Source organism: Nocardiopsis sp. iso_40 (genome assembly GCF_056173285.1).
Genome location: NZ_CM149666.1, coordinates 5,543,969 through 5,567,984, shown reverse-complemented (window position 1 = coordinate 5,567,984; position 24,016 = coordinate 5,543,969). Strand labels below are relative to the sequence as shown.

23 protein-coding genes are annotated in these 24,016 nt (G+C 71.7%); 17 read left to right on the top strand and 6 right to left on the bottom strand.

Translation table 11 applies throughout. From position 1 onward, the window contains the following. The first annotated feature begins 93 nt into the window (after window positions 1-93). Window positions 94-336 carry a hypothetical protein gene (locus AC0VYD_RS24285; RefSeq protein ID WP_475477637.1) on the top strand — a complete coding sequence of 81 codons (243 nt, stop codon included), beginning with the start codon at window positions 94-96 and terminating at the stop codon, window positions 334-336. A gap of 152 nt (window positions 337-488) precedes the next feature. Then, window positions 489-1,304: an NAD(P)H-binding protein gene (locus AC0VYD_RS24280; RefSeq protein WP_475477636.1), complete on the top strand. Its 816-nt coding sequence runs from the start codon at window positions 489-491 to the stop codon at window positions 1,302-1,304. 87 nt (window positions 1,305-1,391) lie between these two features. On the opposite strand, the gene AC0VYD_RS24275 is transcribed toward AC0VYD_RS24280, so the two are convergent. Further along, entirely contained in the window at window positions 1,392-2,546 is a 1,155-nt protein-coding gene (locus AC0VYD_RS24275; protein ID WP_475477635.1) for an acyl-CoA dehydrogenase family protein, read from the bottom strand. A 159-nt stretch (window positions 2,547-2,705) separates the two neighbouring features. Between AC0VYD_RS24275 and AC0VYD_RS24270 the strand changes: the two genes are divergently transcribed. The 4 genes from AC0VYD_RS24270 (at window position 2,706) to AC0VYD_RS24255 (ending at window position 8,301) form a co-directional block, all read left to right on the top strand. Next, the gene (locus tag AC0VYD_RS24270; protein ID WP_475477634.1) at window positions 2,706-3,428 is read left to right on the top strand and encodes a TetR/AcrR family transcriptional regulator; all 723 of its coding nucleotides are present in this window, start codon (window positions 2,706-2,708) and stop codon (window positions 3,426-3,428) included. A gap of 95 nt (window positions 3,429-3,523) precedes the next feature. Then, a complete protein-coding gene (locus AC0VYD_RS24265; RefSeq protein ID WP_475477633.1) occupies window positions 3,524-5,149 on the top strand; it encodes a peptide chain release factor 3 in 1,626 nt (541 codons plus the stop codon). A gap of 798 nt (window positions 5,150-5,947) precedes the next feature. Further along, window positions 5,948-7,234, top strand: coding sequence for a citrate synthase (locus AC0VYD_RS24260; protein ID WP_475477632.1), 1,287 nt, complete (start codon window positions 5,948-5,950; stop codon window positions 7,232-7,234). Window positions 7,235-7,431: 197 nt separating this feature from the next. Next, window positions 7,432-8,301, top strand: coding sequence for an HdeD family acid-resistance protein (locus AC0VYD_RS24255; RefSeq protein WP_475477631.1), 870 nt, complete (start codon window positions 7,432-7,434; stop codon window positions 8,299-8,301). Window positions 8,302-8,333: 32 nt separating this feature from the next. On the opposite strand, the gene AC0VYD_RS24250 is transcribed toward AC0VYD_RS24255, so the two are convergent. Further along, window positions 8,334-8,648 (bottom strand): putative quinol monooxygenase, encoded by a 315-nt coding sequence (locus tag AC0VYD_RS24250; protein WP_475477630.1) that lies wholly within the window; start codon window positions 8,646-8,648, stop codon window positions 8,334-8,336. Window positions 8,649-8,841: 193 nt separating this feature from the next. On the opposite strand from AC0VYD_RS24250, the gene AC0VYD_RS24245 reads away from it, so the two are divergent. Together AC0VYD_RS24245 and AC0VYD_RS24240 are read left to right on the top strand one after the other, a co-directional pair. Beyond that, window positions 8,842-10,026 carry a macrolide family glycosyltransferase gene (locus AC0VYD_RS24245; RefSeq protein WP_475477629.1) on the top strand — a complete coding sequence of 395 codons (1,185 nt, stop codon included), beginning with the start codon at window positions 8,842-8,844 and terminating at the stop codon, window positions 10,024-10,026. A 137-nt stretch (window positions 10,027-10,163) separates the two neighbouring features. Beyond that, on the top strand, window positions 10,164-10,706 hold the full coding sequence (locus AC0VYD_RS24240; protein WP_475477628.1) for an AAA family ATPase: 543 nt from the start codon (window positions 10,164-10,166) through the stop codon (window positions 10,704-10,706). Here AC0VYD_RS24240 and AC0VYD_RS24235 read toward each other — a convergent pair. Beyond that, entirely contained in the window at window positions 10,692-10,889 is a 198-nt protein-coding gene (locus tag AC0VYD_RS24235; RefSeq protein ID WP_475477627.1) for a helix-hairpin-helix domain-containing protein, read from the bottom strand. The two genes, AC0VYD_RS24240 and AC0VYD_RS24235, sit on opposite strands and share 15 nt — an antisense overlap. A gap of 228 nt (window positions 10,890-11,117) precedes the next feature. Between AC0VYD_RS24235 and AC0VYD_RS24230 the strand changes: the two genes are divergently transcribed. The 8 genes from AC0VYD_RS24230 to AC0VYD_RS24195 all read left to right on the top strand — a co-directional run bounded on the left by AC0VYD_RS24230 (window position 11,118) and on the right by AC0VYD_RS24195 (window position 19,684). After that, window positions 11,118-12,374 (top strand): hypothetical protein, encoded by a 1,257-nt coding sequence (locus AC0VYD_RS24230; protein ID WP_475477626.1) that lies wholly within the window; start codon window positions 11,118-11,120, stop codon window positions 12,372-12,374. Then, on the top strand, window positions 12,371-14,677 hold the full coding sequence (locus tag AC0VYD_RS24225) for a serine/threonine-protein kinase (protein WP_475477625.1): 2,307 nt from the start codon (window positions 12,371-12,373) through the stop codon (window positions 14,675-14,677). The genes AC0VYD_RS24230 and AC0VYD_RS24225 overlap by 4 nt, the downstream gene beginning before the upstream one ends. Before the next feature lie 17 nt (window positions 14,678-14,694). Next, window positions 14,695-16,032, top strand: coding sequence for a PP2C family protein-serine/threonine phosphatase (locus AC0VYD_RS24220; RefSeq protein ID WP_475477624.1), 1,338 nt, complete (start codon window positions 14,695-14,697; stop codon window positions 16,030-16,032). Beyond that, window positions 16,016-16,204 (top strand): hypothetical protein, encoded by a 189-nt coding sequence (locus tag AC0VYD_RS24215; protein ID WP_475477623.1) that lies wholly within the window; start codon window positions 16,016-16,018, stop codon window positions 16,202-16,204. The genes AC0VYD_RS24220 and AC0VYD_RS24215 overlap by 17 nt, the downstream gene beginning before the upstream one ends. Window positions 16,205-16,213: 9 nt before the next feature. Further along, window positions 16,214-16,870, top strand: a complete 657-nt coding sequence (locus tag AC0VYD_RS24210; RefSeq protein ID WP_475477622.1) for an FHA domain-containing protein — start codon at window positions 16,214-16,216, stop codon at window positions 16,868-16,870. A gap of 9 nt (window positions 16,871-16,879) precedes the next feature. Beyond that, window positions 16,880-18,376 carry a hypothetical protein gene (locus AC0VYD_RS24205; protein ID WP_475477621.1) on the top strand — a complete coding sequence of 499 codons (1,497 nt, stop codon included), beginning with the start codon at window positions 16,880-16,882 and terminating at the stop codon, window positions 18,374-18,376. 24 nt (window positions 18,377-18,400) lie between these two features. After that, window positions 18,401-19,228 (top strand): glutamate ABC transporter substrate-binding protein, encoded by an 828-nt coding sequence (locus tag AC0VYD_RS24200; RefSeq protein WP_475477620.1) that lies wholly within the window; start codon window positions 18,401-18,403, stop codon window positions 19,226-19,228. A gap of 156 nt (window positions 19,229-19,384) precedes the next feature. After that, on the top strand, window positions 19,385-19,684 hold the full coding sequence (locus AC0VYD_RS24195) for a DUF6221 family protein (protein ID WP_475477619.1): 300 nt from the start codon (window positions 19,385-19,387) through the stop codon (window positions 19,682-19,684). Between the two features lie 129 nt (window positions 19,685-19,813). Here the strand turns inward: AC0VYD_RS24195 and AC0VYD_RS24190 are convergent, their stop codons facing one another. Next, the gene (locus tag AC0VYD_RS24190) at window positions 19,814-20,533 is read right to left on the bottom strand and encodes an HAD family hydrolase (RefSeq protein ID WP_475477618.1); all 720 of its coding nucleotides are present in this window, start codon (window positions 20,531-20,533) and stop codon (window positions 19,814-19,816) included. 58 nt (window positions 20,534-20,591) lie between these two features. Next, a complete protein-coding gene (gene idi, locus AC0VYD_RS24185; RefSeq protein ID WP_475477617.1) occupies window positions 20,592-21,167 on the bottom strand; it encodes an isopentenyl-diphosphate Delta-isomerase in 576 nt (191 codons plus the stop codon). A 188-nt stretch (window positions 21,168-21,355) separates the two neighbouring features. On the opposite strand from idi, the gene AC0VYD_RS24180 reads away from it, so the two are divergent. Then, window positions 21,356-22,918 (top strand): SDR family NAD(P)-dependent oxidoreductase, encoded by a 1,563-nt coding sequence (locus AC0VYD_RS24180; protein ID WP_475477616.1) that lies wholly within the window; start codon window positions 21,356-21,358, stop codon window positions 22,916-22,918. 48 nt (window positions 22,919-22,966) lie between these two features. Here the strand turns inward: AC0VYD_RS24180 and AC0VYD_RS24175 are convergent, their stop codons facing one another. Continuing rightward, entirely contained in the window at window positions 22,967-23,980 is a 1,014-nt protein-coding gene (locus AC0VYD_RS24175; protein WP_475477615.1) for a zinc-binding dehydrogenase, read from the bottom strand. Window positions 23,981-24,016 lie beyond the last annotated feature (36 nt).

Below are 24,016 nucleotides of genomic sequence, written 5' to 3'. Positions count from 1 at the left end.
CGAACACCGCAGGTGGCAGCGGTAGACCTGGGTTCGGCCGGGGCTGGCCTTCGGCCGATGCGGCGAGGGGGCTCCGCCTCCTAGGTTCGGCGTATGCGCAAGTTCCTCCAGGGCCTGGGAGCCCTCATCACCCTCATGGGGGTCAGCGGGGCCGTCGACCACCTCTGGACCCAGCCGGTCCTCGGCGTCGTGCTCAACGCCTTCAACCGCCTCGTCGTCCGCAACGTCACCGTGCTCCAGGAGAACGCCCTGCTGGCCAACCTGGGCCTGGCGGTCTGCGGGGTCGTGCTCGTGGTGGCCGCGGAGGCGCTGCCCTCCGCCCCGCGCCACGCCTGAGCCCCCCTACCCGGGCTGTGACCGGGCCCCCGCCCGGTGGCGGGACGGAGCGGTGCGCCGGGCCGATGCGGCGTCGCGCGCCTGTTTCGCTCGCGGGAGTGGGTACCGTCAGCAGGCGGAGCACTCGCGCGTGAACCTGGGGGATCACCCGAATGAGCACACTGGTCACCGGCGCCACCGGACAGGTGGGCCGACGTGTCCTGACCGAACTGCGCAGGCGCGGCCTGCCGGCCGCCGGTGCCTCCAGGGACGGCGAGGTACGGCTGGACTGGACCGACACCACCAGCTGGGAACCGGCGGTGGAGGGCGTGGAACGGCTGTTCGTGACGGTCCCCATGGCCAGCGGGCTCACCGACCGGGTCGGAGCCTTCCTGGAGAGGGCGGTCGCGGCGGGGGTCCGGACAGCCGTGCTGACCACCGCGATGGGCACCGAGAACGGGCCGCCCGACTCCGAACAGCGCGTGCTGGAGCGCCGGGTCCGGGAGCTGTTCGACCACTGGACCGTGGTCCGCCCCAACTGGCTGGACCAGGACTTCACCGAAGGGGTCTTCGCCCGTCTGGCCCGTTCCCGCAAGGGGCGCCTGGAGCTGCCGCTGCCCAAGGACGCGGCGGTCAGTTTCGTGGACGCCCGGGACGTCACCCACACCGTCGTCGCCGCGCTCACCGAGGAGGGGCACCACGGCCGCGAGTACACGCTCACCGGCCCCGCCGCCGTCACCTTCCGCGAGGTCGTCAGGATGACCAAGGGCACGGAGAGCCCGGTGTGGCGGTACAAGAAGGTGGACGAGGCCGGGTTCTACTTCCGCGCCACCGACATCGGCTGGTCGGACCGGTACGTGGACACCCTCAACGAGCGGTTCCGGGCTATCGCCAACGGCCGGGCCGCCGTGGTCACCGACGACGTCCGCCGTGCTCTTGGACGGGACCCCGCCCCGATGGCCAAGTTCGCCCGGGAGTCCCTGAACTGAGGCGGAACGGCGAACGCCCGCCCCCCGGGAGGGGAGGCGGGCGTTCGCCGTTCCGGGTCCGCGGAGCCGGGCCCGGGGGTCTTCGGCCTACTTGAGGAGCTGGCGGGCCATCACCATGCGCTGGATCTGGTTGGTGCCCTCGTAGATCTGGGTGATCTTGGCGTCGCGCATCATGCGCTCCAGCGGGAAGTCCTTGACGTAGCCCGCTCCGCCCAGCAGCTGGACGGCGTCGGTGGTGATCTCCATGGCGGCGTCGGAGGCGTAGCACTTGGCCGCGGCACCGTAGAAGGGCAGGTCCTCGTCGCCGCGCTCGGACTTGGCGGCGGCCACGTAGACCATCTGGCGGGCGGTCTCCAGCTTCATGGCCATGTCGGCGAGCATGAACTGGATGCCCTGGAAGTCGGCGACGGCCTTGCCGAACTGCTTGCGCTCCTTGACGTAGGCCACGGCGTGGTCCAGGGCGCCCTGGGCGATGCCGACGGCCTGCGCGCCGATGGTGACGCGGGTGTGGTCCAGGGTGCGCAGCGCGATCTTCAGGCCCTCGCCCGGGGCGCCGACGATGCGGTCGCCGGGGATGTGGACGTCGTCGAAGAACAGCTCCCGGGTGGGGGAGCCCTTGATGCCGAGCTTGCGCTCGGGCTCGCCCAGGGTGAAGCCGGGGTCGTCGGCGTGCACGACGAACGCGGAGATGTTGCGGCCGCGCCTGCCCTCGGGGTCGGTCACGGCCAGGACGGTGTAGTAGTCGCTGACACCGGCGTTGGTGATCCAGGACTTCTGGCCGTTGAGGATCCAGTCGTCGCCCTTGGGGGCGGCCTGGGTGCGCATGGCGGCGGTGTCGGAACCGGCCTCGCGCTCGGACAGGCCGTAGGAGAACATCGCCTCGCCGCGCGCCACGGGGGTCAGGTAGCGCTGCTTGACCTCCTCGGAAGCGCCCAGGATCAGCGGCATGGTGCCGAGCTTGTTCACCGCGGGGATGAGCGAGGAGGAGGCGCACACACGGGCGACCTCCTCGATGATGATGCAGGTCGCGAGCGCGTCGGCGCCCACGCCCTCGTAGTCCTCGGCGATGTGCGCGGCGTGGAAGTCGGTGGCGACCAGGGCGTCGAGGGCGTCCTGCGGGAAGGCCGACTTCTCGTCCACCTCGGCGGCGTGCGGGGCGATCTTGTCCTCGGCCACCGAGCGCACGGCCTCGCGCAGCTCCTCGTGCTCCTCGTTGGTCTTGAACAGGTCGAAGTCGCTCATGTTCTTCCCTCCCCGAGGAAGTGCACGATCCCCGGTAGTTGGCACTAGGTGCCTATGTCTGGCATTCAGTGCCAGAGTAGGGGGTGAAACGGGCGAAGTACACCGACGGGTTCGGCTACCTTCGCCAGAGGTCGGGTCACCCGGCGGGAGGAGGAAGCCATGGGCGCGACAGGTGGGCGCGCGGTGCGGGGCGCACCGCCGCGGGAGACCCGGGAGGTGGTGCTGGCGGCGGTGGGACTGTTCACCGAGGCTGGGTTCGAGGCCACCACGATGGAGGGCGTCGCGGAGGCCACCGGGGTGAGCCGCAGGAGCCTCTTCCGCAGGTTCGGCTCCAAGGAGGACATCCTCTTCGCCGAGCACGACGAGCTCTTCGAGACGGTCGTGCGGTACATGGAGGCTTCCCCGGACGACCCGCTGCCCACGGTGGTCGCCGCCGCGCGCCTGGTCTTCCAGGGGTACGTCCGCGACCCGGAGATCACCGTGCCGCGGTACCGGCTGGTGCGCGCGCACCCGCGGCTGCGGGACCGGGAGGTGGCGATGACCGCCCGGTACCAGGCGGCGTTCAGCCACTACCTGGCCCAGCGCGCGGGCGGGGACCGCTCGTCCCTGGAGGTCGAGGTGGTCTCGGCGGCGCTCATCGCCGCGCACAACCACGTGCTGCGCGGGTGGCTGCGGGACCCGGATGGCGACCGGGTGTGGGAGCGGTTCGACCAGGCGATGGACAGGGTCGGTGAGCTGGCGGCGCCCATGCTCGGCGGGCCCGGTCCCGGGACTGGTGGCGGGGGAGGCCGGGAACGGGTCCTGGTGGCGGTCTACCCGCACGGGGTGGAGCGTTCGGAACTGCTGCGGCGCGTCGTCGAGGCCGTGGACAGGGACCGGTAGGGGCCCCTCCGGGCGCGTCCCGCGCACACCCCGGCGCGCGTAGGCTGGACGGGGCCGAAAACAGGGCAGCACACGAGGCGGGGCGGACAGCGGAGATGAGCGCGGACACGGCGGGTGCGACCAAGCAGGAGTCAGAGGTCGTTCACGAGGCGGAGCGGCGGCGGACCTTCGCGGTCATCTCGCATCCGGACGCCGGTAAGTCGACGCTGACCGAGGCCCTGGCGTTGCACGCGGCGGCGATCTCCTCGGCCGGGGCGGTGCACGGCAAGGGCGACCGTCGGGGGGTGACCTCGGACTGGATGGAGATGGAGCAGGACCGGGGGATCTCGATCACCTCGGCCGCGTTGCGCATCGACTACGCCGACCGGGTGCTGAACCTGGTGGACACCCCCGGTCACGCGGACTTCTCCGAGGACACCTACCGGGTGCTCTCGGCGGTGGACTGCGCGATCATGCTGCTGGACTCGGCCAAGGGCCTGGAGCCGCAGACGCTGAAGCTCTTCGACGTGTGCCGGGCGCGCAAAATGCCGGTGATCACGTTCGTGAACAAGTGGGACCGGCCCGGGCGTGAGCCGTTGGAGCTGCTGGACGAGATCGAGCAGCGCATCGGTCTGCGTCCGACCCCGTTGAACTGGCCGGTGGGTATCGCGGGCGACTTCCGCGGGCTCATCGACCGCACCAGCGGGACCTACACCAAGATGACCCGCACCCCGGGCGGCGCCAGCAAGGCCATCGAGGAGGTCCTGGACGCGGACAAGGCCGCCGAGGTGGAGCTGGAGGCCTGGGAGCAGGCCACCGAGGAGATCGAGCTGTTGGAGGCGCTGGGCGCCGACTTCGACCACACCTCCTTCATGGCGGGGGAGTCCTCCCCGGTGCTGTTCGGCGCGGCCCTGTCCAACTTCGGGGTCGGGCAGCTGCTGGACACGGTGGTGGGCCGGGCGCCGGCGCCCTCGGCCAAGGCCGACCGGGAGGGGAAGTCCCGCCCGGTGGGTCAGCCCTTCTCGGGGCAGGTGTTCAAGATGCAGGCCAACATGGACCGCAACCACCGGGACCGGATGGCGTTCGTGCGGGTCTCCTCGGGCCGGTTCGACCGGGGGATGGTGCTCACGCACGCCTCGACGGGGCGGCCGTTCGCGACCAAGTACACCCAGGCGGTGTTCGGTTCGGACCGCTCCACGATCGACACGGCCTATCCGGGTGATGTGATCGCGCTGGTCAACGCGCATGCTCTGGCGGTGGGTGACACCCTCTACGAGGGCCCCAAGGTCGAGTTCCCGCCCATCCCCAGCTTCGCCCCCGAGCACTTCGTCGTCGCTCGTGCGGTGGACGCGGGCAGGTACAAGCAGTTCCAGCGCGGGATCGCGCAGTTGGACGCCGAGGGTGTGGTGCAGGTGCTGACCTCGGATGTGCGGGGTGAGCAGGCTCCGGTGCTGGCGGCGGTGGGTCCGTTGCAGTTCGACGTGGTGCGGCACCGGATGGAGCAGGAGTTCCGTTCGCCGATCGAGGCCTCGCCGTTGGAGTACTCGGTGGCGCGGCGTACCGATGCGGAGTCGGCTCCGGTGTTGCACGCGCTCTCGGGTGCGGAGGTGCTCAAGCGTCGCAACGACGGGGAGCTGTTGGTGCTGGTGCACAACAAGTGGCGGTTGCGGGTGATCGAGCGGGACAACCCGTCGTTGTTGATGGAGCCGCTGCTCGCCGGCGGCGTCGACGAGGGCGAGTAACCCCGGCCGCCCCTTCGGGGCCCTTCTGCCTCCGGGCCCGCACCGGCCTGACGCCGGGCCGGGTTTTTCGGCAATGCGCACCCACATTGTTTACCCCAGGTGAATGACGGTTACCGACTGTCGACTTTTGTCCTGTTCGGCCGTCAATTGGCCCGCTGGTTCGGGCCGTTCGTCCCTGCCCCGGGGTCGGAGGTCCGGGCATCGGCCCGGCGGGTGTGTGAACCCTCGTGCCCGGGGCACATATTCAGGTCCCGGGACGGGTGGGGAGGCCGTCCCGGGGGTCTGCCCGGGGGCGCCCGGGAGCATGGCAGAGGCCAAGATCACCGAGTCGGGGGGACCCCGCGTCAGCCCCCGTGATCAGGGCGAAGGTAACCTGATGCCAGGCCACTAGGGCACGTTCGAGGACCTGGCCGTACCGGACTCTGCTCGGGTCTGTCCGCATCTGTGAAGGACGGCGCGCGAGGGCCCGGTCCGGGTGGAGCCGGGGTGCCCAGGGGACCGGTCCAGGAGGTCAGGGGCGGCAGGGCGGGAGAACCCCCGCCGTCGCCCGTGACGTCTCAGGGCGAGGTGTTAACGACGTTCGGCAAAGTTTGTAAATCTTCACTCTGCGGTAATTCTGATCACGTCTGGGTATGTGTTGCATGTCACCTGTTCGTGAATCGGAGAAACTTATATGATTTTGCTTAACTGTCGTTTAACAAAACAGAACAATAACGAGTGAATGAAGAACGCGGTGGCGGACCGCCCCGCGTCTGACGCACCTCACGTATCCCCCGCCTGGAAAGGTTGACCTCGGGCATGAGCGATGACAAAGAGCGCACGGTGGAGCTCCACTACGAGGGCGGCGTGCTGAAGCTGCCGGTTTTCACCGGTACCGAGGGTGAGAGCACCATCGAGCTGAAGACCCTGCTGGGGTCGACCGGTATGACGACCCTGGACCCCGGGTTCGGCAACACCGCCTCGTGTAGCTCGGAGATCACCTACATTGACGGGGCCGCCGGGATCCTGCGCTACCGCGGGTACCCGATCGAGGACCTCGCGGTGAACAGCACCTTCCTCGAGGTTGCCTACCTCGTGATCTACGGTGAGCTGCCGGAGCCCGGCCAGCTCAAGGAGTTCTCGGACAAGCTCCGCGACAACTCCGACATCCCGGCCGACATGGGCGCGTTCATCGACGCGATGCCCCGCAACGGCCACCCCATGGCACTGATGGCCAGCGCCGTGAACACCCTCGCCGCGTACTACGACGACAGCGTGGACCCGGACGACGAGGGCCAGGTGGAGCTCGCCACGATCCGGCTGATGGCCAAGCTGCCGACGATCGCGGCCCGCATCTACCGCAACTCCATCGGTGAGTCCCCGATCGACCCGGACACCTCGCTCGACTACGTCGACAACTTCATCCGGATGACCTTCGGAGACAAGGCTCCCACCGGTGAGCTCGGCGACCTGTTCAACAAGGCCGTCGGCATGCTGCTGGTCCTGCACGCCGACCACGAGCTGAACTGCTCCACCGCCACCGTGCGCGTGGTCGGTTCCTCCAAGGCCGACATCTACGCCAGCGTCGCCTCCGGCATCAACGCCCTGTCCGGCCCGTCCCACGGCGGCGCCAACCAGGCCGTCCTGGAGATGCTGGAGGAGATCCGCGACTCCGGTATCTCCATCGAGGACTTCCTGGAGAAGGTCAAGGCGCGCGAGATGCGCCTCATGGGCTTCGGCCACCGGGTCTACAAGAACTTCGACCCGCGCAGCAAGGAGATCAAGGTTCTGGCCAGCCAGATCCTCGACCGGCACGAGAACCCCGACGAGCTCTTCTCGCTCGCTCTCAAGCTCGAGGCCGCCGCGCTGCAGGACTCGTACTTCACCGAGCGCAAGCTCTACCCGAACGTCGACTTCTACACCGGCGTCATCTACCGCACCATGGGCTTCCCGTCCAACATGTTCACCGTGTTGTTCGCCATCGGCCGCCTGCCCGGCTGGGTCGCCCACTACCGCGAGCAGCGCGTCGACCCGGCCTTCCGGATCGCGCGCCCGCGCCAGCACTACATCGGCTCTCCCGAGCGCCGCTACCCCGGCCAGGGCTGACCCCTCCCGGAGTATCCCGACCGCCCGCCCGCGTCACCGACGGGGCGGGCGGTCGCGTGTCCGGGGTTCGTACCGGGTGCAGAACCTCCCTTTCCCCGCGCTTTGCGTACTTTCTGTCATCGGTGTGCGACGTTGAGAGAAGTTGCAGAGAGCGACCCCGCACAGGGGCGGGACCGCACGAGGAAGGGGGCCTGGTCATGGTCCGGTACGTGTTGGCCGGTGACATGCTCGGAGAACTGAGCCGAAACTGGTGGGTCGTGGTCCTGCGGGGTGTGGCCGCCGTGCTCTTCGGACTGCTGGCCCTCGTCTGGCCGGGCATGACCACGGTCGCCCTGGCGGTGGTCTTCGGTGCCTTCGCGCTGGTGGACGGGGTCGCACTCGCCTTCACGGCCTACCGGGCGGCCCCGGGGGCCAGGACGTCCCTGGCCCTCCAGGCCGGCCTCGGGATCATCCTGGGACTGCTCGCCCTGATCTGGCCGATGGCCGCGGTCATCGCGCTCGTCTTCCTGATCGGCGCGTGGGCCGTCGTCACCGGGGTCGCCGAGATCGTCACCGCCGTCCGGCTGCGCGCCCAGATCAGCTCCGAGTGGCTGCTGATCTTCGTCGGAGCGCTCTCGATCATCTTCGGTCTCCTCCTGTGGTTCTGGCCGCTGGCGGGGGCGGAGGCCATCGTTCTGGTCGTCGGGATCTACGCGATCGTGTTCGGTGTGGTCATGGCGGTCGCGGGCTTCCGGCTGCGCGGCGCCGCCGACCACATCGCACCGCTGGAGGGGCACGGCCCGGCAGCCGGGGCCCCGGACGCCGGCGGGGAAAGCGCCGCGGGGACCGGGGCCGCCGGTGCCGGGGGAGGCGACCTCCTCGACACCGGTGAACCGGGCGAGGAGGGCGGCACCCGCGGGGTGAGCGCCTTCGACGAGGGGTACGCCGACGGCTACACCCACGGTTTCCGGGGCGACCAGAGCGGTACCGGGGAGGGGCGCGGGACCGGGGACGACGGAACCGCGACGCCCGGGAGCGGACGGCACCGGGCCCCCAAGGACCCGCGGGAGGGCACGGACACCCCCTAGGCACGGGGCCCGGGACACCCCGGGCCGGGGCGTCAGCCCTCGCTGAGCAGGAGCGGGCCGCGCCGGTCGACCTGGCTTCCCGGAACGACCAGTGCGGCCTTCTCCTCCTGCCAGGCCAGGAAGTGCGGGGTCAGGCGGTGCGCGGCCAGAGCCTCATCGTCCGCGAACACCTCGTACACCCAGAACGCGTCGGAGTCCTCGGGGTCGCCGACGACGTCGAAGCGCAGGCAGCCGGGTTCGTCCCGTAGCGCGCGGGACGCGTTGCGGGAGATGCCGGAGAGGAACGCCTCACGCCGACCGGGCAGGACCCGGATCGAGATGACGAGAGCGACAGGGGAAACGGACACCGTCCTCTTCCTTCCAGAGGGTCCGCCGGACGAAAAAGGCGTTGAACGAACGGCGGCTGTCCGGTTAGCTTAGGGGCATGTACTTCCAGGCCCTGATCTACAGCTAGGCACACGGCGTCCCCGACGCCCCGCGCCGTCCCCCGGGGACAGGCGCCCGTCAGCCCTACCTGTAGACAGCCCCTGGAGAGATCACATGACCCGTCGCCTGCACATCGCCATGGTCGGCGTCCCCGCCGTGAGCCACGTCCTGCCCAGCCTGGAGATCATCCGGGAACTGGTCGACCGCGGCCACCGCGTCACCTACGCCAACGACCCCGTGGACCGTGTCGGAGAGCTGATCGCCTCGACCGGCGCCGAACTCGTCCGCTTCACGACCACCCTGCCCACCGGGGACGAGGAGTGGGCCGACGACCCGATCGAGGGGATGGACATCTTCCTCGACGACGCGATCAACTCCCTGCCGGTCCTGCGCGACTCCTACGACGACGACCGCCCCGACGTGTTCCTGTACGACATCGGCGGCTACTCAGCCCGGGTCCTGGGAATCAACTGGGGTATCCCGTCCATCCAGCTCTCCCCGACCTACGTGGCCTGGGCGGACTACGTGGACACCGTCATGGAGTGGTTGCGCGGGCAGCCCGGTGCGGCCGAGCACCACGCCAAGTTCGACGCCTGGCTGGCCGAGAACGGGATCACGGACCTGGACCACTCGAACTTCGCCGGGGCGCCGGACCGGGCCCTGGCGATGATCCCGCGTGAGATGCAGCCGTACGCCGACACCGTCTCCGACGCGGTCACGTTCGTGGGCCCCTGTCTCGGTCAGCGAGCGGACCAGGGCACCTGGACCAGGCCCGCCGACGCGGAGCACGTCCTCCTGGTCTCCCTCGGGTCGGCCTACACCAATCTGCCCGGGTTCTACCGGGAGTGCCTGAGGGCCTTCGGTGACCTGCCCGGCTGGCACGTGGTGCTCCAGGTCGGCAAGTACGTGGACAGCGACGAACTGGGGGACGTCCCGGCCAACGTCGAGGTGCACTCCTGGGTGCCGCAGCTGGACATCCTCCGGCAGGCGGACGCCTTCGTCACCCACGCGGGGATGGGGGGCTCCAGCGAGGGCCTGTACACGGCCACACCGATGATCGCGGTGCCGCAGGCGGTCGACCAGTTCGACAACGCCGACCGCCTCCAGGAGGCCGGGGTGGCCCGCCGGATCGACACCGGGGACGCCACGGCCGAGACGCTGCGCGCTGCCCTGCTCGAACTGGCCTCGGCCCCGGACGTGGCCGAGCGGCTGGCCCGGATCAGCGCCCGGCTCCGGGACGGCGGCGCCTCCTACGCGGCCGACCTCATCGAGGCCGAGGCCACCGGGTCCACCGCCTGACCCTCCGGGTACCCCTCCCGCCACCGCGGTGCGCCGTGCCCCCTTCGGGTACGGCGCACCGCCGTGCTTGGCCGCTCCCGGAACCACCAGCCGCACCCTGCCCGACCGAGCCGCCCGACAACGTACGGAGGAACACCGTGAACCATCTCGTCGCCGTCACCGGAGGCCCGGGATCAGGCAAGACGACACTGGTCGACCACCTGTCCGGACTCGGGTACGGGAGCACGGCCGAGGCGGGGCGGGCGGTCATCCGCGACCAGCGCCGGATCGGCGGCCGGGGTCTGGCCTGGCGGGACGACGCCCTGTTCGCCGAGCTCATGCTCGCCTGGGACATGCGCTCGCACCGGGAGGCGGCCGGACACGACGGGCTCGTGGTCTGCGACCGCGGGGTGCCGGACACGGTCGGCTACCTGATGCTGCGCGGCCTACCGGTCCCCGAGCACGTGTGGGAGGCGTCCCGGCGTTTCCGTTACCACCGCACGGCCTTCGCGGCCCCGCCCTGGCCGGAGATCTTCACCGGGGACACCGAACGCCACCAGTCGCAGGAGGAGGCCGAACGGACCTTCGAGGCGATGTGCGAGGCCTACCCGGCCTGCGGGTACGAACTCGTCCTCCTGCCCCGGGCACCGGTCGCCGAGCGCGCCCGGTTCCTCCTGGAACACGTCCTAAGCCTCCAGTGACATGCCCCGGGCGGCCAGGAGGTCGCTCAGGATGTCGGTCCCGGTGGGCCCCATCCCGCTCAGGGTCATCAGGTCGCTCTCGCTCACCCCGTCCAGTTGTTCCAGGCGCGTGTATCCGGCGCGGACCAGGGCCCGGCGGGCCGGGGCGCCGATACCGGGGAACTCTTCCTCTGCTTCGTCCATGGTGCTGTAGTACCCAGTGATCGGGATGCCGGAGATGACGTGTGTGTTGCGGTTGTGGCCGTTGGTGGCCGTTGGTGGCCGTTGGTCGCCGCAAAACCCGCCTCTCCCTTGTAGTTCGGGGTGTGCGCGGCCAGACTCTTGTCCTAGGCAACGGGAGAGCGAGGGCCGGATCGGCCCGCGGGGGTGGTTCGGCAGGTGACGAGGGCGTCCGGGGCAGGTGTTCCGCCGATGAGCTGGGAGGGGGTCGACCACGCGCTCAACCGCGTGTGCGGGGAGGCCGACGACATCTCGTTCAGGCTCGCGGCCCTGGACCGGCACGTGGGCTACCGCCTGCTCGGGGACGCCGACCTGGCCGGCGGGACCCGGGACCGCTGGGAGGGGGCCCGGGCGCGCGTCCACAGCCTGTGGAAGGTGTACGACGCCTTCCGGGCCGTGGTCGACCGGGCTCTCGGGATCCGGGAGAACGGCGGGGAAGACCCCCTGCCCGACCTCACGTTCCTGCTGACGGACGAGTCCGTCGTCCTGCCCCCGGCGGAGCGGCCCCCGCACGAACGCGGGCCGACCGGCCCCGACACCGAACGCATCACCCCGGCCGAGGCCGTCGCCCGGATGACCGCCGACTACGAGGCGGTCACCGAGGTCGTCTCGGCGGTGGAGACCGCCTGGGACACCCTCCACCCCAGGCTCGGGGAGCTCGAAACCATGTGGCAGGAGATCGGCACCCTCTCCGACATGGTCGAACTGGACCCGGATGAGCACGAGGAGCTCCGCGAACAACTGGTGCGGGAGGGCGAGACCGTCCGCCGCGACCCCCTCCGCCTGGTCACCGACAGCCGGGTGGACACCTCCTCCCTGGACCGCCTCCGGGCCCTTCTCGACCAGAGCAGGGGCGAACTCCGCGACGCCCTGCGCATGCGCGACTCCTACACGGAGAACATCCAGCGCCTCGTGTCGGCCGTCGACGACGTCGAACAGGCCGTCGGCCGGGCCCGCGACCTGCGTACCCGGGTGGTCGCGAAGATCTCCTCACCCCCGGCCGTGGACGTCCCCGACCCCGTGCCGGGGCTGCGCGCCGCGGTGGTGGAGATGGACGCCCTGCGCGCCCGGGGGGACTGGCGCGGACTGGGCGCCCGGCTGGGGCGGCTGCAGCGCGCCGTCCACCAGGCCGGCGACGACGCGCGCGAACGGGAGCGGAACCTCTCGGGACTGCTCCGCCGCCGGGCCGAGCTCCGCGGCCGCCTGGACGCCTTCCGGGCTCGGGCGGTCCGCCTCGGACTGGCCGAACACACGCGGCTGAGCGAACTCCACCGACAGGCGCACTGGGAACTGTGGAACGCCCCCTGTGACCTGCGAGCGGCCACCGTGGCGCTGACCGCCTACCAGCGGACGATCCGGGAACTTTCCGGAACCGGACACCCGGGGGACAGAACCACACCCGGAAACGGAGCGTCAGACGGCGAGACTGATGGTGGTGTGAGCAGATGACCAAGTGCACTTCCCCTGGCTGCCGGGGCCGGATCGAGGACGGTTCCTGTTCCGTGTGCGGCCCCGCCCCCGCGACCGCACGCTTCCCGGCCCCCCGACCGCCGACCTCCGGCCCCCTCACCCGGGGCTCCGCGGGCAACGCCCCGTCCGCGCAGTCCCACCCGATCAGCTCGGGCGACATCCGTATCTCCGGACGTTCCGGCCCGGGCACCGTCTCCGGGACGACCGGCGGCACGGTCAGCGGACCGGGCGGCCCCGGCCGCGGCTCCAGACGCGGCATGCTGGGCCTGGGCCTGGTCCAGATCCCCCTGGTGCCGGCGAAGGACCCCTCCGAGGCGGTCATGACCGACCCGGTCGTGTCGGAGAAGAACCGTTTCTGCGGAAACTGCGGCGAGAGGGTGGGACGCAGCCGGGACGGCCGGCCGGGCCGCACCGAGGGGTTCTGCCGCCACTGCGGAACCCAGTTCTCCTTCACCCCCAAACTGGTCAGGGGCGACATGGTCGGCGGACAGTACGAGGTCCTCGGCTGCCTGGCCCACGGCGGACTGGGCTGGATCTACCTGGCCAGGGACCGTAACGTCAACGACCGCTGGGTGGTCCTCAAGGGCCTGCTCAACGCCGGTGACGCCGAGGCGCACAAGGCGGCCGCGGCGGAGCGCGCGTTCCTCTCCGAGGTCGAGCACCCCAACATCGTCAAGATCATCAACTTCTCCCAGCACCCCGACCCGCGCACCGGCATCCCCGGCGGACACATCGTCATGGAGTACGTGGGCGGCAAGTCCCTGCGGGAACTCCTCGTCGAACGGCGGGAGCGGGGAAACGGGGAGGAGGTCCTCCCCCTGGCCCAGGTGATCGCCTACGGGCTGGAGTGTCTGCGCGCCCTCGGCTACCTCCACTCCAGGGGCCTGCTCTACTGCGACTTCAAACCGGACAACGTCCTCCAGAGCGAGGAGTTGATCAAGCTCATCGACCTGGGCGGAGTCCGGCGCATGGACGACACCCTCAGCCCCGTCTACACCACACCCGGCTACCGGGTCCCCGAGGACGAACTCCGCAGCCCGGGCCCCACCGTGAGCGCCGACCTCTACTCGGTGGGACGCTTCCTGGCCGTGCTCAGCTTCCACTTCAGCTTCACGCGCAGGCATCCGCACAGCATCCCGCCCCGAGACGAGGTGCCCCTGCTCCAGCGGTACGAGTCCTACGACCGCTTTCTGCGCCGCGCCACCCACCGCGAACCCGAGGCGCGCTTCCACGACGCCGGGGACATGGCCGACCAGCTCACCGGCGTGCTCCGCGAGGTCCTCTCCGACGTGGAGGGCGCCCCGCACCCGGCGGCCTCCGCGCTTTTCGGGGCGGAGAGCTTCACCAGCGGTTCCGGCACCGGGGCGCACGACACCGACCACATGCTCGGCCCGCCGTCCGCCACCGGGGCCGCGGAGCTGCTCCCCGCGCCGCTCATCGACCCGGCCGATCCGGCCGCGCAACTCCTGCGCAGCTTCGCGGGTATGCCCCCGGCCGAACTCGTCCCGGCCCTGCGCGCGGCCCGCGCGCCCACCCCCGAGACCCTGCTGATGCTCTCCCGGGCCCTGATCGCGGCCGGACGTCCGGGCGAGGCCCTGAACGTCCTCCAGCAGTTCAGCTCGACCGTCCCCGGCGACTGGCGGACCATGTGGTACCTCGCCGTCGCCGAACTGACCACGGGCAGCCTCCACGGGGCCAGGAACCACTTCGACGAGCTCTACAGCCACCTCCCCGGAGAGGCGGCACCCAAGCTCGGCCTGGCCCTGGCCTGCGAGCACCTCGGGGAACTGGAGACCGCCGCCCGCCAGTACGCCACGGTCTGGTCCACCGACCACTCCTACGTCAGCGCGGCCTTCGGCCTGGCCCGTATCCGGCTGGCGCAGGGGGACCGGACCTCGGCCATCAGGGTCCTGGACACCGTCCCCGAGCTGTCCAGCCTGTACGTCCACGCCCAGACCGCGCTGATCTCCGTGCTCGCCAGCGGTTCCGGCGACGGCTCGGACTACGTGCGCGCCGGTGAACGGCTCGGCCGGATCGGACTGGACAGCGAGTCCGCCGACCGGCTGGCCGCCCGGGTCCTGGAAGCCGCCCTGGGGTGGCTCCGCTCTGGCGGCGCGCCCCCCGGAGGCCAGCGCCTCCTCGGCGGCGAGCTCACCGAGGAGGGCGTCCGCGCCAACCTGGAGCGGCGCTACCGGTCCCTGGCCCAACGCGCCAGCCGGACCCCGGAACGCTACGAACTCATCGACAGGGCGAACTCCCTACGCCCCGTGACGCTGCTGTGAGGATCGAAGGAACGGCGATGACAAAGGTACGGACCTGCCCTGCCTGCGCCGGAATGGTGTCAGCGGGCGACTCCTTCTGCGAGGGCTGCGGCCGGACCCTCCCGGACCGGAACCGGCCCGGGGCAGCGGGGGGAGGCGGGCCCGACCAGGTGCCCACCGCGCCCCAGCCGAGCCTGTCCGGGGCGGGCCCGGAGGTGCCGGACACGTCCCCGGAGGCCTCCGGCGCGTCCCCGGAGGCGGAGACGATGGTGGTCCAGCGGCCCGGCCTGGCACCCGCCGAAGGCTCACCGACCGCGCCCCAGGTCAGTCTGCTCGGTGCCGTCGGGCCCGCGGAGGCCGGGTGCACCGCCGTCGGCGATGACACGGACGACGGCGCGCAGGAGGTCGCGGCGCCGAAGGCGGTCCCCGACTGGCCGCCGCCCTGCGCCGGCAGCAATCCCGTGGCGGTGGACAACCCCGACCTGTGCGTGTGGTGCCCGGGCCGGGTGGTGGACGGGTACTGCGGCGAGTGCGGTTTCCTCCAGCCGACCGGCCGGGACCACGTCGAGGTGCGCGCCCGGCGTGCCTTCGGGGTCAGCGACCGCGGTCTTCGGCACAAACGCAACGAGGACGCCATGGCCATCCGGGTCATCGAGGACGACGCGCCCCGGGCCGGGGGGACCGTCGTGGCCGTCGTCTGCGACGGGGTGTCCAGCTCCCCCCGTTCCGACGAGGCGTCCCGGATCACCGCCGAGACGGGCGCCACCGTGCTCGCCGAACGGATGCGCCAGGGCGCCGATCCGCGCGAGGCGACCGGGACGGCGATGATCCGTGCCGCCGAGGCGGTCGCCGCGATCGCCGACTCACCCGGTTCCGCTCCGGCCTGCACCTTCGTGTCGGCCGTGGTGGACCCGGCGACGGGCGCCGTCACCGTCGGCTGGGTCGGGGACAGCCGCGCCTACTGGATCTCCGGAGGAGCGGCGTCCAGCGCCTCTGCCCTGCTCACCAGGGACGACTCCTGGAGCGAGGCGATGGTGCAGATGGGCGCCCTCTCCCGGGAGGAGGCGATGCGCTCCGCCAACGCCCACGCGCTCATCGCCTGGATGGGAGCGGACTCGGGCGAGATCGACGCGCACATCTCGACCGTCACCCCCACCGGCCCGGGCGCCGTCCTGCTCTGCAGCGACGGCCTCTGGAACTACTACCCCGAGGCGCAGGACCTGACCGAAGCCGTGCCGGGAGCGGCGGGCGCACCCCGCGAGGCGTCCCGAACCTACGTCAGCCTCGCCCTCGGAGCGGGCGGCAAGGACAACATCACCGTCGTCCTCGTGCCGGTACCCGCCGGAGGAGGGGGTACCCGTGCCGAACGGGTCTGACCGGACGGCCGCACCCGGGCTCCGCTTCGCCGCGGTCACCGGGACCATCCACCTCGAGCCCGGCGCCGACAAGGCCGACGGGGGGACCCCCGACACCGACCCGACCCGGACCGCGCGGACCCGCCCCCGCCAGTGCTCTCCGGGAACCGGCGGTACCCCCGGACCCGGGTAGGAGGGACCCATGCCGAGTTGCCCTTCAGGGCACCACTCCACGGCTACCGACCTCTGCGACGTCTGCGGGCTGCGCCTCCGGGCGCTGTCCGCCCCGCCCCCTGTCCCCTCCCGGCCGGGACCGGCGACCCGGGGCGGCCCGTGCCCGGAGTGCGGTACCTCCCGGGCCGGCCGGTTCTGCGAGGAGTGCGGCTACGACTTCGCCTCCCGGTCGGGCAGCCACCAGCGCCGGACCTCCGCGCCCGGCAGCGCGCCGACCGGTGTGCGCTGGCGCGCGGTCGTCGCGGCGGACCCCGCGTACTACCAGTACATGGTGGACCGGGGGATGCTCGACCCGAACCGGATCAGCTTCCCCGCAGGGGCCCGGCAGCGTCGGGTGGCCCTCCAGGGCGACCGGGTGCACATCGGGCGCCGGAGCAGGTCCAGGGGGTTCACCCCGGAGATCGACCTGGGCGGCCCGGGAGGGGACCCGGCGATCTCCCACGTCCACGCCGTCCTGCTGGCCCGCCCGGGCGACACCTGGTCGTTGGTCGACCCCGGGTCGACCAACGGAACCACGGTCAACGGGACCGCCGACCCCATCGCCCGCCACGTGGAGGTTCCCCTGAATGACAGTGACCGCATCTACGTCGGCGCATGGACCGTCATCATCCTCCAGAAGGGGTGAACCCCGTTGATGCCCTCCAACTCCGATCCGGCGGCCGGGCGAGCGGAGCCGGACCCCTCTCCGGCACGGCTCCGCTCCTGGGGACCGCGCCTGCGCGGGGCGATACGGACCACGCCCGCCCGGCTGCGGGCTCTGACGCTCCTGTGCCTGCTGGTCATCGCCGGCCTGTCCGGATCCGCGACGGTCACGCTCAACCAGGCCCGGGACGGGCTCACCGTCCTGGGCCGGGACGCGGGACCGCAGGCCATGGCCACCACCGAGCTGTACCTGGCACTGGCCGAGATGGACGCCGTCGTCGCGGACGTCCTCCTCATGGGCACCGACCACGACCTGGGGTCGGGGCGGGACGAGGCCCTGGCGCAGTACGACGCCAGTCGGGCCAGGGCCAACGAGGCCCTGCTCCAGGCCGCCTCGCTGACCGAGGGCGACACCGTCGAGGAGTTCAACGTCCAGGCGGTTCTGGACGGGATGGGCACCTACGACCAGAAGGTCGGCGAGGCGCGCCTGCTCAACGACGAGGCCCAGGCCCCGCCGGGGGAGGTGGACCCGCGGGCCCTGGAGGTGTACCGGGAGGCCACCCGGCTGATGCACACCGAACTGCTGCCCAAGGCGTTCAACCTGGGGCTCGACTCCTCCGCGATAGTGCGCGCCAACCACGAGGCGGGGCGGTCCTCGGTGGCGCTCGGACTCGTGTGGGTCGGCGTGGCGGGCGCGGGGGCCGCGGCCGCCCTCATCGGGCTGCAGCTCTACCTGCGGGTGCGGTTCCGCCGCCGGTTCAACGCCCCGCTGCTGGCCGCCACGGCCGGGACCGTGGCGCTGACCCTCGGCGTCGTCCTGGCGCTGAACAGCAGCGGCGCCCACCAGAGCGGTGCCAGGGACGAGGGGCTGGACGCCGCGATGGCACTGGCCCGGGCCGGGGCCATCGCCACCGACATGCAGGCGGACCAGAGCCGTTACCTCCTGGACGACGACTTCGCCGACAACTACCAGCAGGTCTACCTGGAGCGCGCCCAACAGGTGCTGTTCCGCCCGGCCAGCACGCTGACGGACTACTACGAGGCGATCGGTGAGATCCCGGACGCCTACCCGGACCTGCCGGGCCCGGACGGCACCGACCCCCTGGACCCGGGCACGCTGGGATACCTCGGGCAGAGCGCCCAGGACTCCCTGCTGCCGGGCCAGGAGGACGCCCTGGCCGAGGTCCTCACCGCCTACAGCGCGCTCCAGGAGGAGGACCAGCGGATGCGCGCCGCCGCCGAGCGGGGGGACACGGCGGCCGCGATCGACATCCGGATGGGGGTAGCCCACGCAGACGACGGAGTGTTCACCGCCTACACGGACGCCCTGGACGGGCTGATCGACCTCCACCGGGAGGAGTTCACCGCGGGCATCGGGCGGGGCGACGCCGTCCTGTCCCGGTGGTCCTGGGGGCTGCCGCTCGGCTCCCTCGTCCTGCTCGCACTGGTGGTGGTCGGGGTCCGCCCCCGGCTCGCCGAGTACCGCTGACCCCGAGAGACAAGGAACAGGCCGATGTGGTTTCGACACCGCCGTGGCACGGCCGCGGCAGCCCTGGGCGCCGTGGCGGTGATGGCGCTGCCCGCCTGCTCCGCGGAGGGGGAGGGGTCCCTGGTCGGCGCGGCCTCGCTGACGGTCGGGGTCAAGGAGGACCAGCCGGGGCTGGGGCTGGACGTGGACGGCGAGCTGGTCGGGTTCGACGTGGACGTCGCGACCTACATCGCCGGGCACATGGGGATCGACGACGTGCGGATGGTGGGCGTCACCTCCGCGGAACGCGAGGAGAAGCTGATCAGCGGAGAGGTCGACATGGTGGTGGCGACCTACTCCATCACCCCGGCGCGCAGGACCGAGGTGACCTTCGGCGGCCCGTACTACGTGGCCAAGCAGGACATCCTGGTGCGCGCGGACGAGACCGGGGTGGAGGGGGTCCGCGACCTGGAGGGCCGCAGCGTCTGCCAGGGGGCGGGCTCCAACTCGGCCACCCGCATCACCGAGGGCCTCGGCATCGAGGTCCGCGAGCTCCAGGAGGCGGAGACCTACAGCGCCTGCGTCGAACGGCTGAGAGAGGGTTCGGTGGACGCGGTGTCCACGGACAACCTGATCCTCGCCGGGTTCCTGGCCGAGGACCCTGACGCGTTCCGGTTCGTGAACGACCCGTTCACCGACGAGAAGTACGGCGTGGGTCTGCCGTACGGCGACGTCGCGGCCTGCGAGGCGGTCAACAAGGCGATCAGCGAGATGTACCAGGACGGGACCGCGGTCGGCCTGCTGGAGGAGTGGTTCGGCGAGACCGACCTGGAGGTGGTCCGGAGCGTCCCGCAGTTCGAGGGCTGTGCCTAGAGCTCCTCGCGGGGCTTGGTGTGCCCCGGGTGGGACCCGGGACCACGCTGCCGTGTCCGCTCGGATCAGCGTGGGTCTCCGGGTGGTCCGAGAGGGCTATATGGCAGATACTGAACCTCGTGTAGGGCATTGGGGGGAGAGAAGAGGAGTTGTCCGTTGACCATCGTGGAGTTCCTGAACGCACGTTTGGACGAGGACGAACGCGCTTCCAAGGCCGTGCCGGTGGGCTCACGCGGTCGGGAGCGCGCACTGGCCGAGGTGTCGGCCAAACGCAGGATCGTCCGGGGTTACACCGAGGCGCACAGCGCGAGCATGCGCATCCTCGACACCTCTCCCCAGGCGGCGAAGGCCGAGGGGGACCCCTGGTCCGAACTGCTGGCCTGGCGGCTCGCGGTCAAGTACCTGGCCGCCGTCTACCGGGGCCACCCCGAATACGACCGCACCTGGGAGGGGTGAGGGCCGCCCACCCGTCGCCCGCCACCACCCTCAACGGACGCCTGCGGCGCGGTCCCTTTCCCACGTCGCCCTTCGCCCTTAACGGACGCCTGCGGCGCGGTCCCTTTCCCACGTCGCCCGCCGCCACCCTCAACGGACGCCTGCGGCGCGGCCTCCTCCCGACTCCCGTCCTCCCCGTTCTGGCAGTGCGAGCAGTAGCTCGACCGTCTCGGCCAGATCCCGGCCCTCGGCGTCGGGGCGCTCGAAGACCGAGGGGAAACGCCCCTCCAGGTGCGCCGACCAACCGGTGACCAGGCCCGCCCTCCTGCCGCCGGCCGCGTCCCACCCGTGCGCGGTGACCAGTCCCAGCCGATCCGGAGACACGTCCAGGGCGCGGGCCGCTGCCAGATAGGGCTCCCGGGACGGCCTCCGCGCCCCGAGACCGTCCCCGCCCACGACCGTCTCCACCGGGAGCCCGGAACGCTCCAACAGCAGGCGGGTGTCCCCGCCGTCGCCGTGTCCGAGCACCGCGGTCCGGATCCCCCGCCCGCGTGCCGCGGCCAGGGCGGTTGCGGCCTCACGGCGCGGTTCGAGGCGGGTGAGGCCGTCGATGACGACGTCCTCCGCCGCGGGGGCGATCTGGTTCCCGGTGATGTCCCGCAGCGACCCCCGGGCAACCTCCTCGAAGGCGCGCTCCCCGTCCAGCAGGGCCAGCGCGAAGGTGTCCCGCAACAGGTGGTCGCGCCACCGGGCCATCAGCACCCGGGGTACGCCCGCCTCCCGGAAACGCCACTCCAGCGGACCGAGCGGGAAGAGGGTGTCGAGGACGTCGAAGACCAGGGCCGCGGGACGGGCGGGACGAGGGGGCATCGGCTGCACTCCAAACTCCTGGGGGTGGAGTGTTCCTACCCGTTCGGGCCGCCCGCGCTCACACCGCCGGGGGCCGGGCCGCGGCCAGCCGGGGGACCTGCTCGGCCGCCCACGGGCTGATCAGCCAGGGGGTCCGCTCGGCGAGCGCCACCACGTCCGGCCAGGCGGCCCAGGCGAACTCCGCGATCTCCCCGGGGTCGGGGTCGGGGGCGTCCTCGGTCCGGGCCCAGAAGACCGGGCAGAACTCGTTCTCCACGATCCCCTCCGCCGACACCGCCCGGTAGCGGAAGTCCGGCAGGGCCTCGGCGACCTCGGTCAGACCGATCCCCAACTCCTGGCGGACCCGGCGGCGCACCGCCTCGGTCATGGTCTCCTCCGGGGAGGGGTGGCCGCAGCAGCTGTTGGTCCACACCCCGGGCCAGGTGGTCTTGCCCAGGGCGCGCCGGGTGAGCAGCACACGGCCGTCCGGGCCCACGACGTAGCAGGAGAAGGCCAGGTGCAACGGGGTGTCCTCGGTATGCACGGTGGCCTTGTCGGCGACCCCCACCGGTTCGTGTTCCTCGTCCAACAGGACCACGAACTCGCGTCCGGTTCCGCGCCCGTTCCCGGCCGGGGCGGATGTCTGCTGGGTCACGGAACTCCCCCTACCCGTGGCACCTGGTGCACACGTATCGACTCTGTTCCCTCCCATGGTGGCCCGTCCCGGGGTCCGTCGTGCCCCGAACGGGAGAAAAGACGCCCAGACCGTCCGGTCCCGGAGTGCGCATAGGGTTCCTGATGGCCCGGCAGGGTGGCCATCGGAGACAGCGGCGGGGTGCAGTGGTGACGGAAACGGTGACGCGGACGACAGTCGACGGGATCGACCCGGACAGACTTCGGGTGTGCCTGGAGGTACTGGCCGAGGCGGAGGCGCTGCCCGGCGACCACGACGACTCCAAAACCCTCCAGCGGGCCACCGCCCGACTCTTCAAAGCGCTCAAGGAGCGCCGGCGCAAGGAGCGCCAGGCCGCCCGCAGGGCCCATGACGAGGCCGTGTTCGCCGCCACGGCCACGGCCGCGCCGGACCGGATCGACGACGAGACCAACGGCCGCGCCCTGACCAGCCGTGCCCTGGCCGACGGCGAGGACGGCGACGGCGCCGGGAGCGGTACCGACGACCAGGGTCTCGCCGACACGGGCCCCGCCGACGCGGACGGCGCCGACGAGGGCAGGCGGCTCGCCGGGGTCCTGCGCAAGGCCCGGCCCTGCTACGTCTGCAAGCAGAAGTACCAGGAGGTCGACGCCTTCTACCACCAGCTCTGTCCGGGGTGCGCCGCCTTCAACCGGCAGCGCCGCGGCGCCCGGACCGACCTGACCGGGCGGCGGGCCCTGCTCACCGGCGGCCGCGCCAAGATCGGCATGTACATCGCGTTGCGGCTCCTGCGCGACGGCGCCCACACCACGATCACCACGCGCTTCCCCAACGACGCCGTGCGCCGGTTCGCCGCGATGCCCGACAGCGACCGGTGGATGCACCGGCTGAGGGTGGTCGGCCTCGACCTGCGCGACCCCGGCCAGGTGGTGCGGTTGGCCGACTCGGTGGCCGAGCAGGGACCGCTGGACGTCCTGGTCAACAACGCCGCACAGACCGTCCGCCGCTCACCGGGCTCCTACGCCCCGCTGCTCGCGGCCGAGGCCGAACCGGTCACCGGCCAGGGGCTGCCCGAACCGCTGGTGCTCGGCGGGGTCCGGCCCCGTGAGCTGGCGGGCGCCGCGGAGGCGGAGGTCGCCGAGGCCGCGCCGCACACCCTGACCCCCGAGATGCTCACCTCACTGGCGCTGACCACCGGCGCCGCGCATCCGGACCGGGTCCGCGAGGGAGGGGCGATCGACGCGGGCGGGCTGGTGCCGGACCTGGCCCCGGTCAACAGTTGGACCCAGCGGATCGGCGGGATCGACCCGGTGGAGATGCTGGAGGTGCAGCTGTGCAACGTGAGCGCGCCCTTCCTACTGGTCGACCGGCTGCGCCCGGCGATGGCCGCCTCCTCGGCCCGGCGCAAGTACATCGTCAACGTGTCCGCGATGGAGGGCGTGTTCGGCCGCGGCTACAAGGGACCGGGCCACCCGCACACCAACATGGCCAAGGCCTCGCTGAACATGCTCACCCGGACCAGCGCACAGGAGATGCTGGAAACCGACGGCATCCTCATGACCAGTGTGGACACCGGATGGATCACCGACGAGCGGCCGCACCCGGACCGGGAGCGGATGGCCGAGGCGGGTTTCCACGCGCCCCTGGACCTGGAGGACGGCGCGGCCCGCGTGTACGACCCCATCGTCCGCGGGGAACTCGGCGAGGACCTGCACGGCTGCTTCCTCAAGGATTACCGGCCCGCGAACTGGTGACCACCGCCCGGGCCCGTCCCCGTCCCTGACCCGCCCGGGCCGACCAGGTCAGGGCAGCAGGACCAGACGGACCGGGGAACCGATCCGCTTCTCCAGCTGCTCCACGGCCTCGGGGGCCTCCTCCAGGGTGAACGTGCCGCTGATGGAGCGGCTGAACTCCAGGCGGCCCGCCCGAACCAGGTCCACCAGCTGGGTCACGTGCTCGGGCTCCGAACCGTAGTGGCCGAGGATCTGCTGGCGCAGGTAGCTGAACCGGGTGCCGTCCTCGACCTCCAGCGGTTTGGCGGTCAGGCCGACCAGCACCAGGCGGCCGTGCTCGCCGAGCACCTGGATCGCCTGCTCGCGCACGACCGGCACCCCCGCGAAGTCGAAGGCGACGTCGAGGCCGCGACCGTGGGTCAGCTGACCGACCCGGGTGAGGAAGTCCGGAGCCGTGGAGTCCAGGGCGACGTCCGCCCCGTAGGCCAGGGCGCGGTCCCGGGCCTGCTCGTCGGGGTCGGCGGCGATGATCGGCGCGGCGCCCACCATCCGCAGGAGCTGGACGGCGTGCGCGCCCAGGCCGCCCACACCCCACACGCACACGGCCTCGGCCGGGCGCACGTCACCGGTGGCGGTCACCGCGGCCCAGGGTGTGGAGACGGCGTCCGGGATGATCGCGGCCTGTTCGAAGGGCAGGTCGTCCGGGATCGGGACGAGTGTCTCCTCGGCGGCCAGTGCGTACTCGGCCCACCCGCCGTCGTAGTCCACACCCCGGGTGAGCAGGCGCCCGCGCCGGTCGTACTCGCCCGCCTGGAGCGCCACCCGGTCGCCGACTCCGACGTCGAACACCTCCGGGCCCAGCTCCTCGACGACCCCGGACACCTCGTGCCCCAGGGTGACCGTGTCGCCTTCGAGGTGGAGCGGGCTCAGCGAGCCGTCGATGAGGTGGATGTCGGACAGGCACACACCGGCGGCCCGGACCCGGACGAGGACCTGGCCCCGGCCCGGAACGGGCCTGGGGACGTCGGTGACCCCGAAGGACCGGTCGGTGGTGTTCAGGCGGGCCGCGCGCATGGTGGCCATAGGTCATTCCTCGCAGTCGTGTCGTTGACACTCATT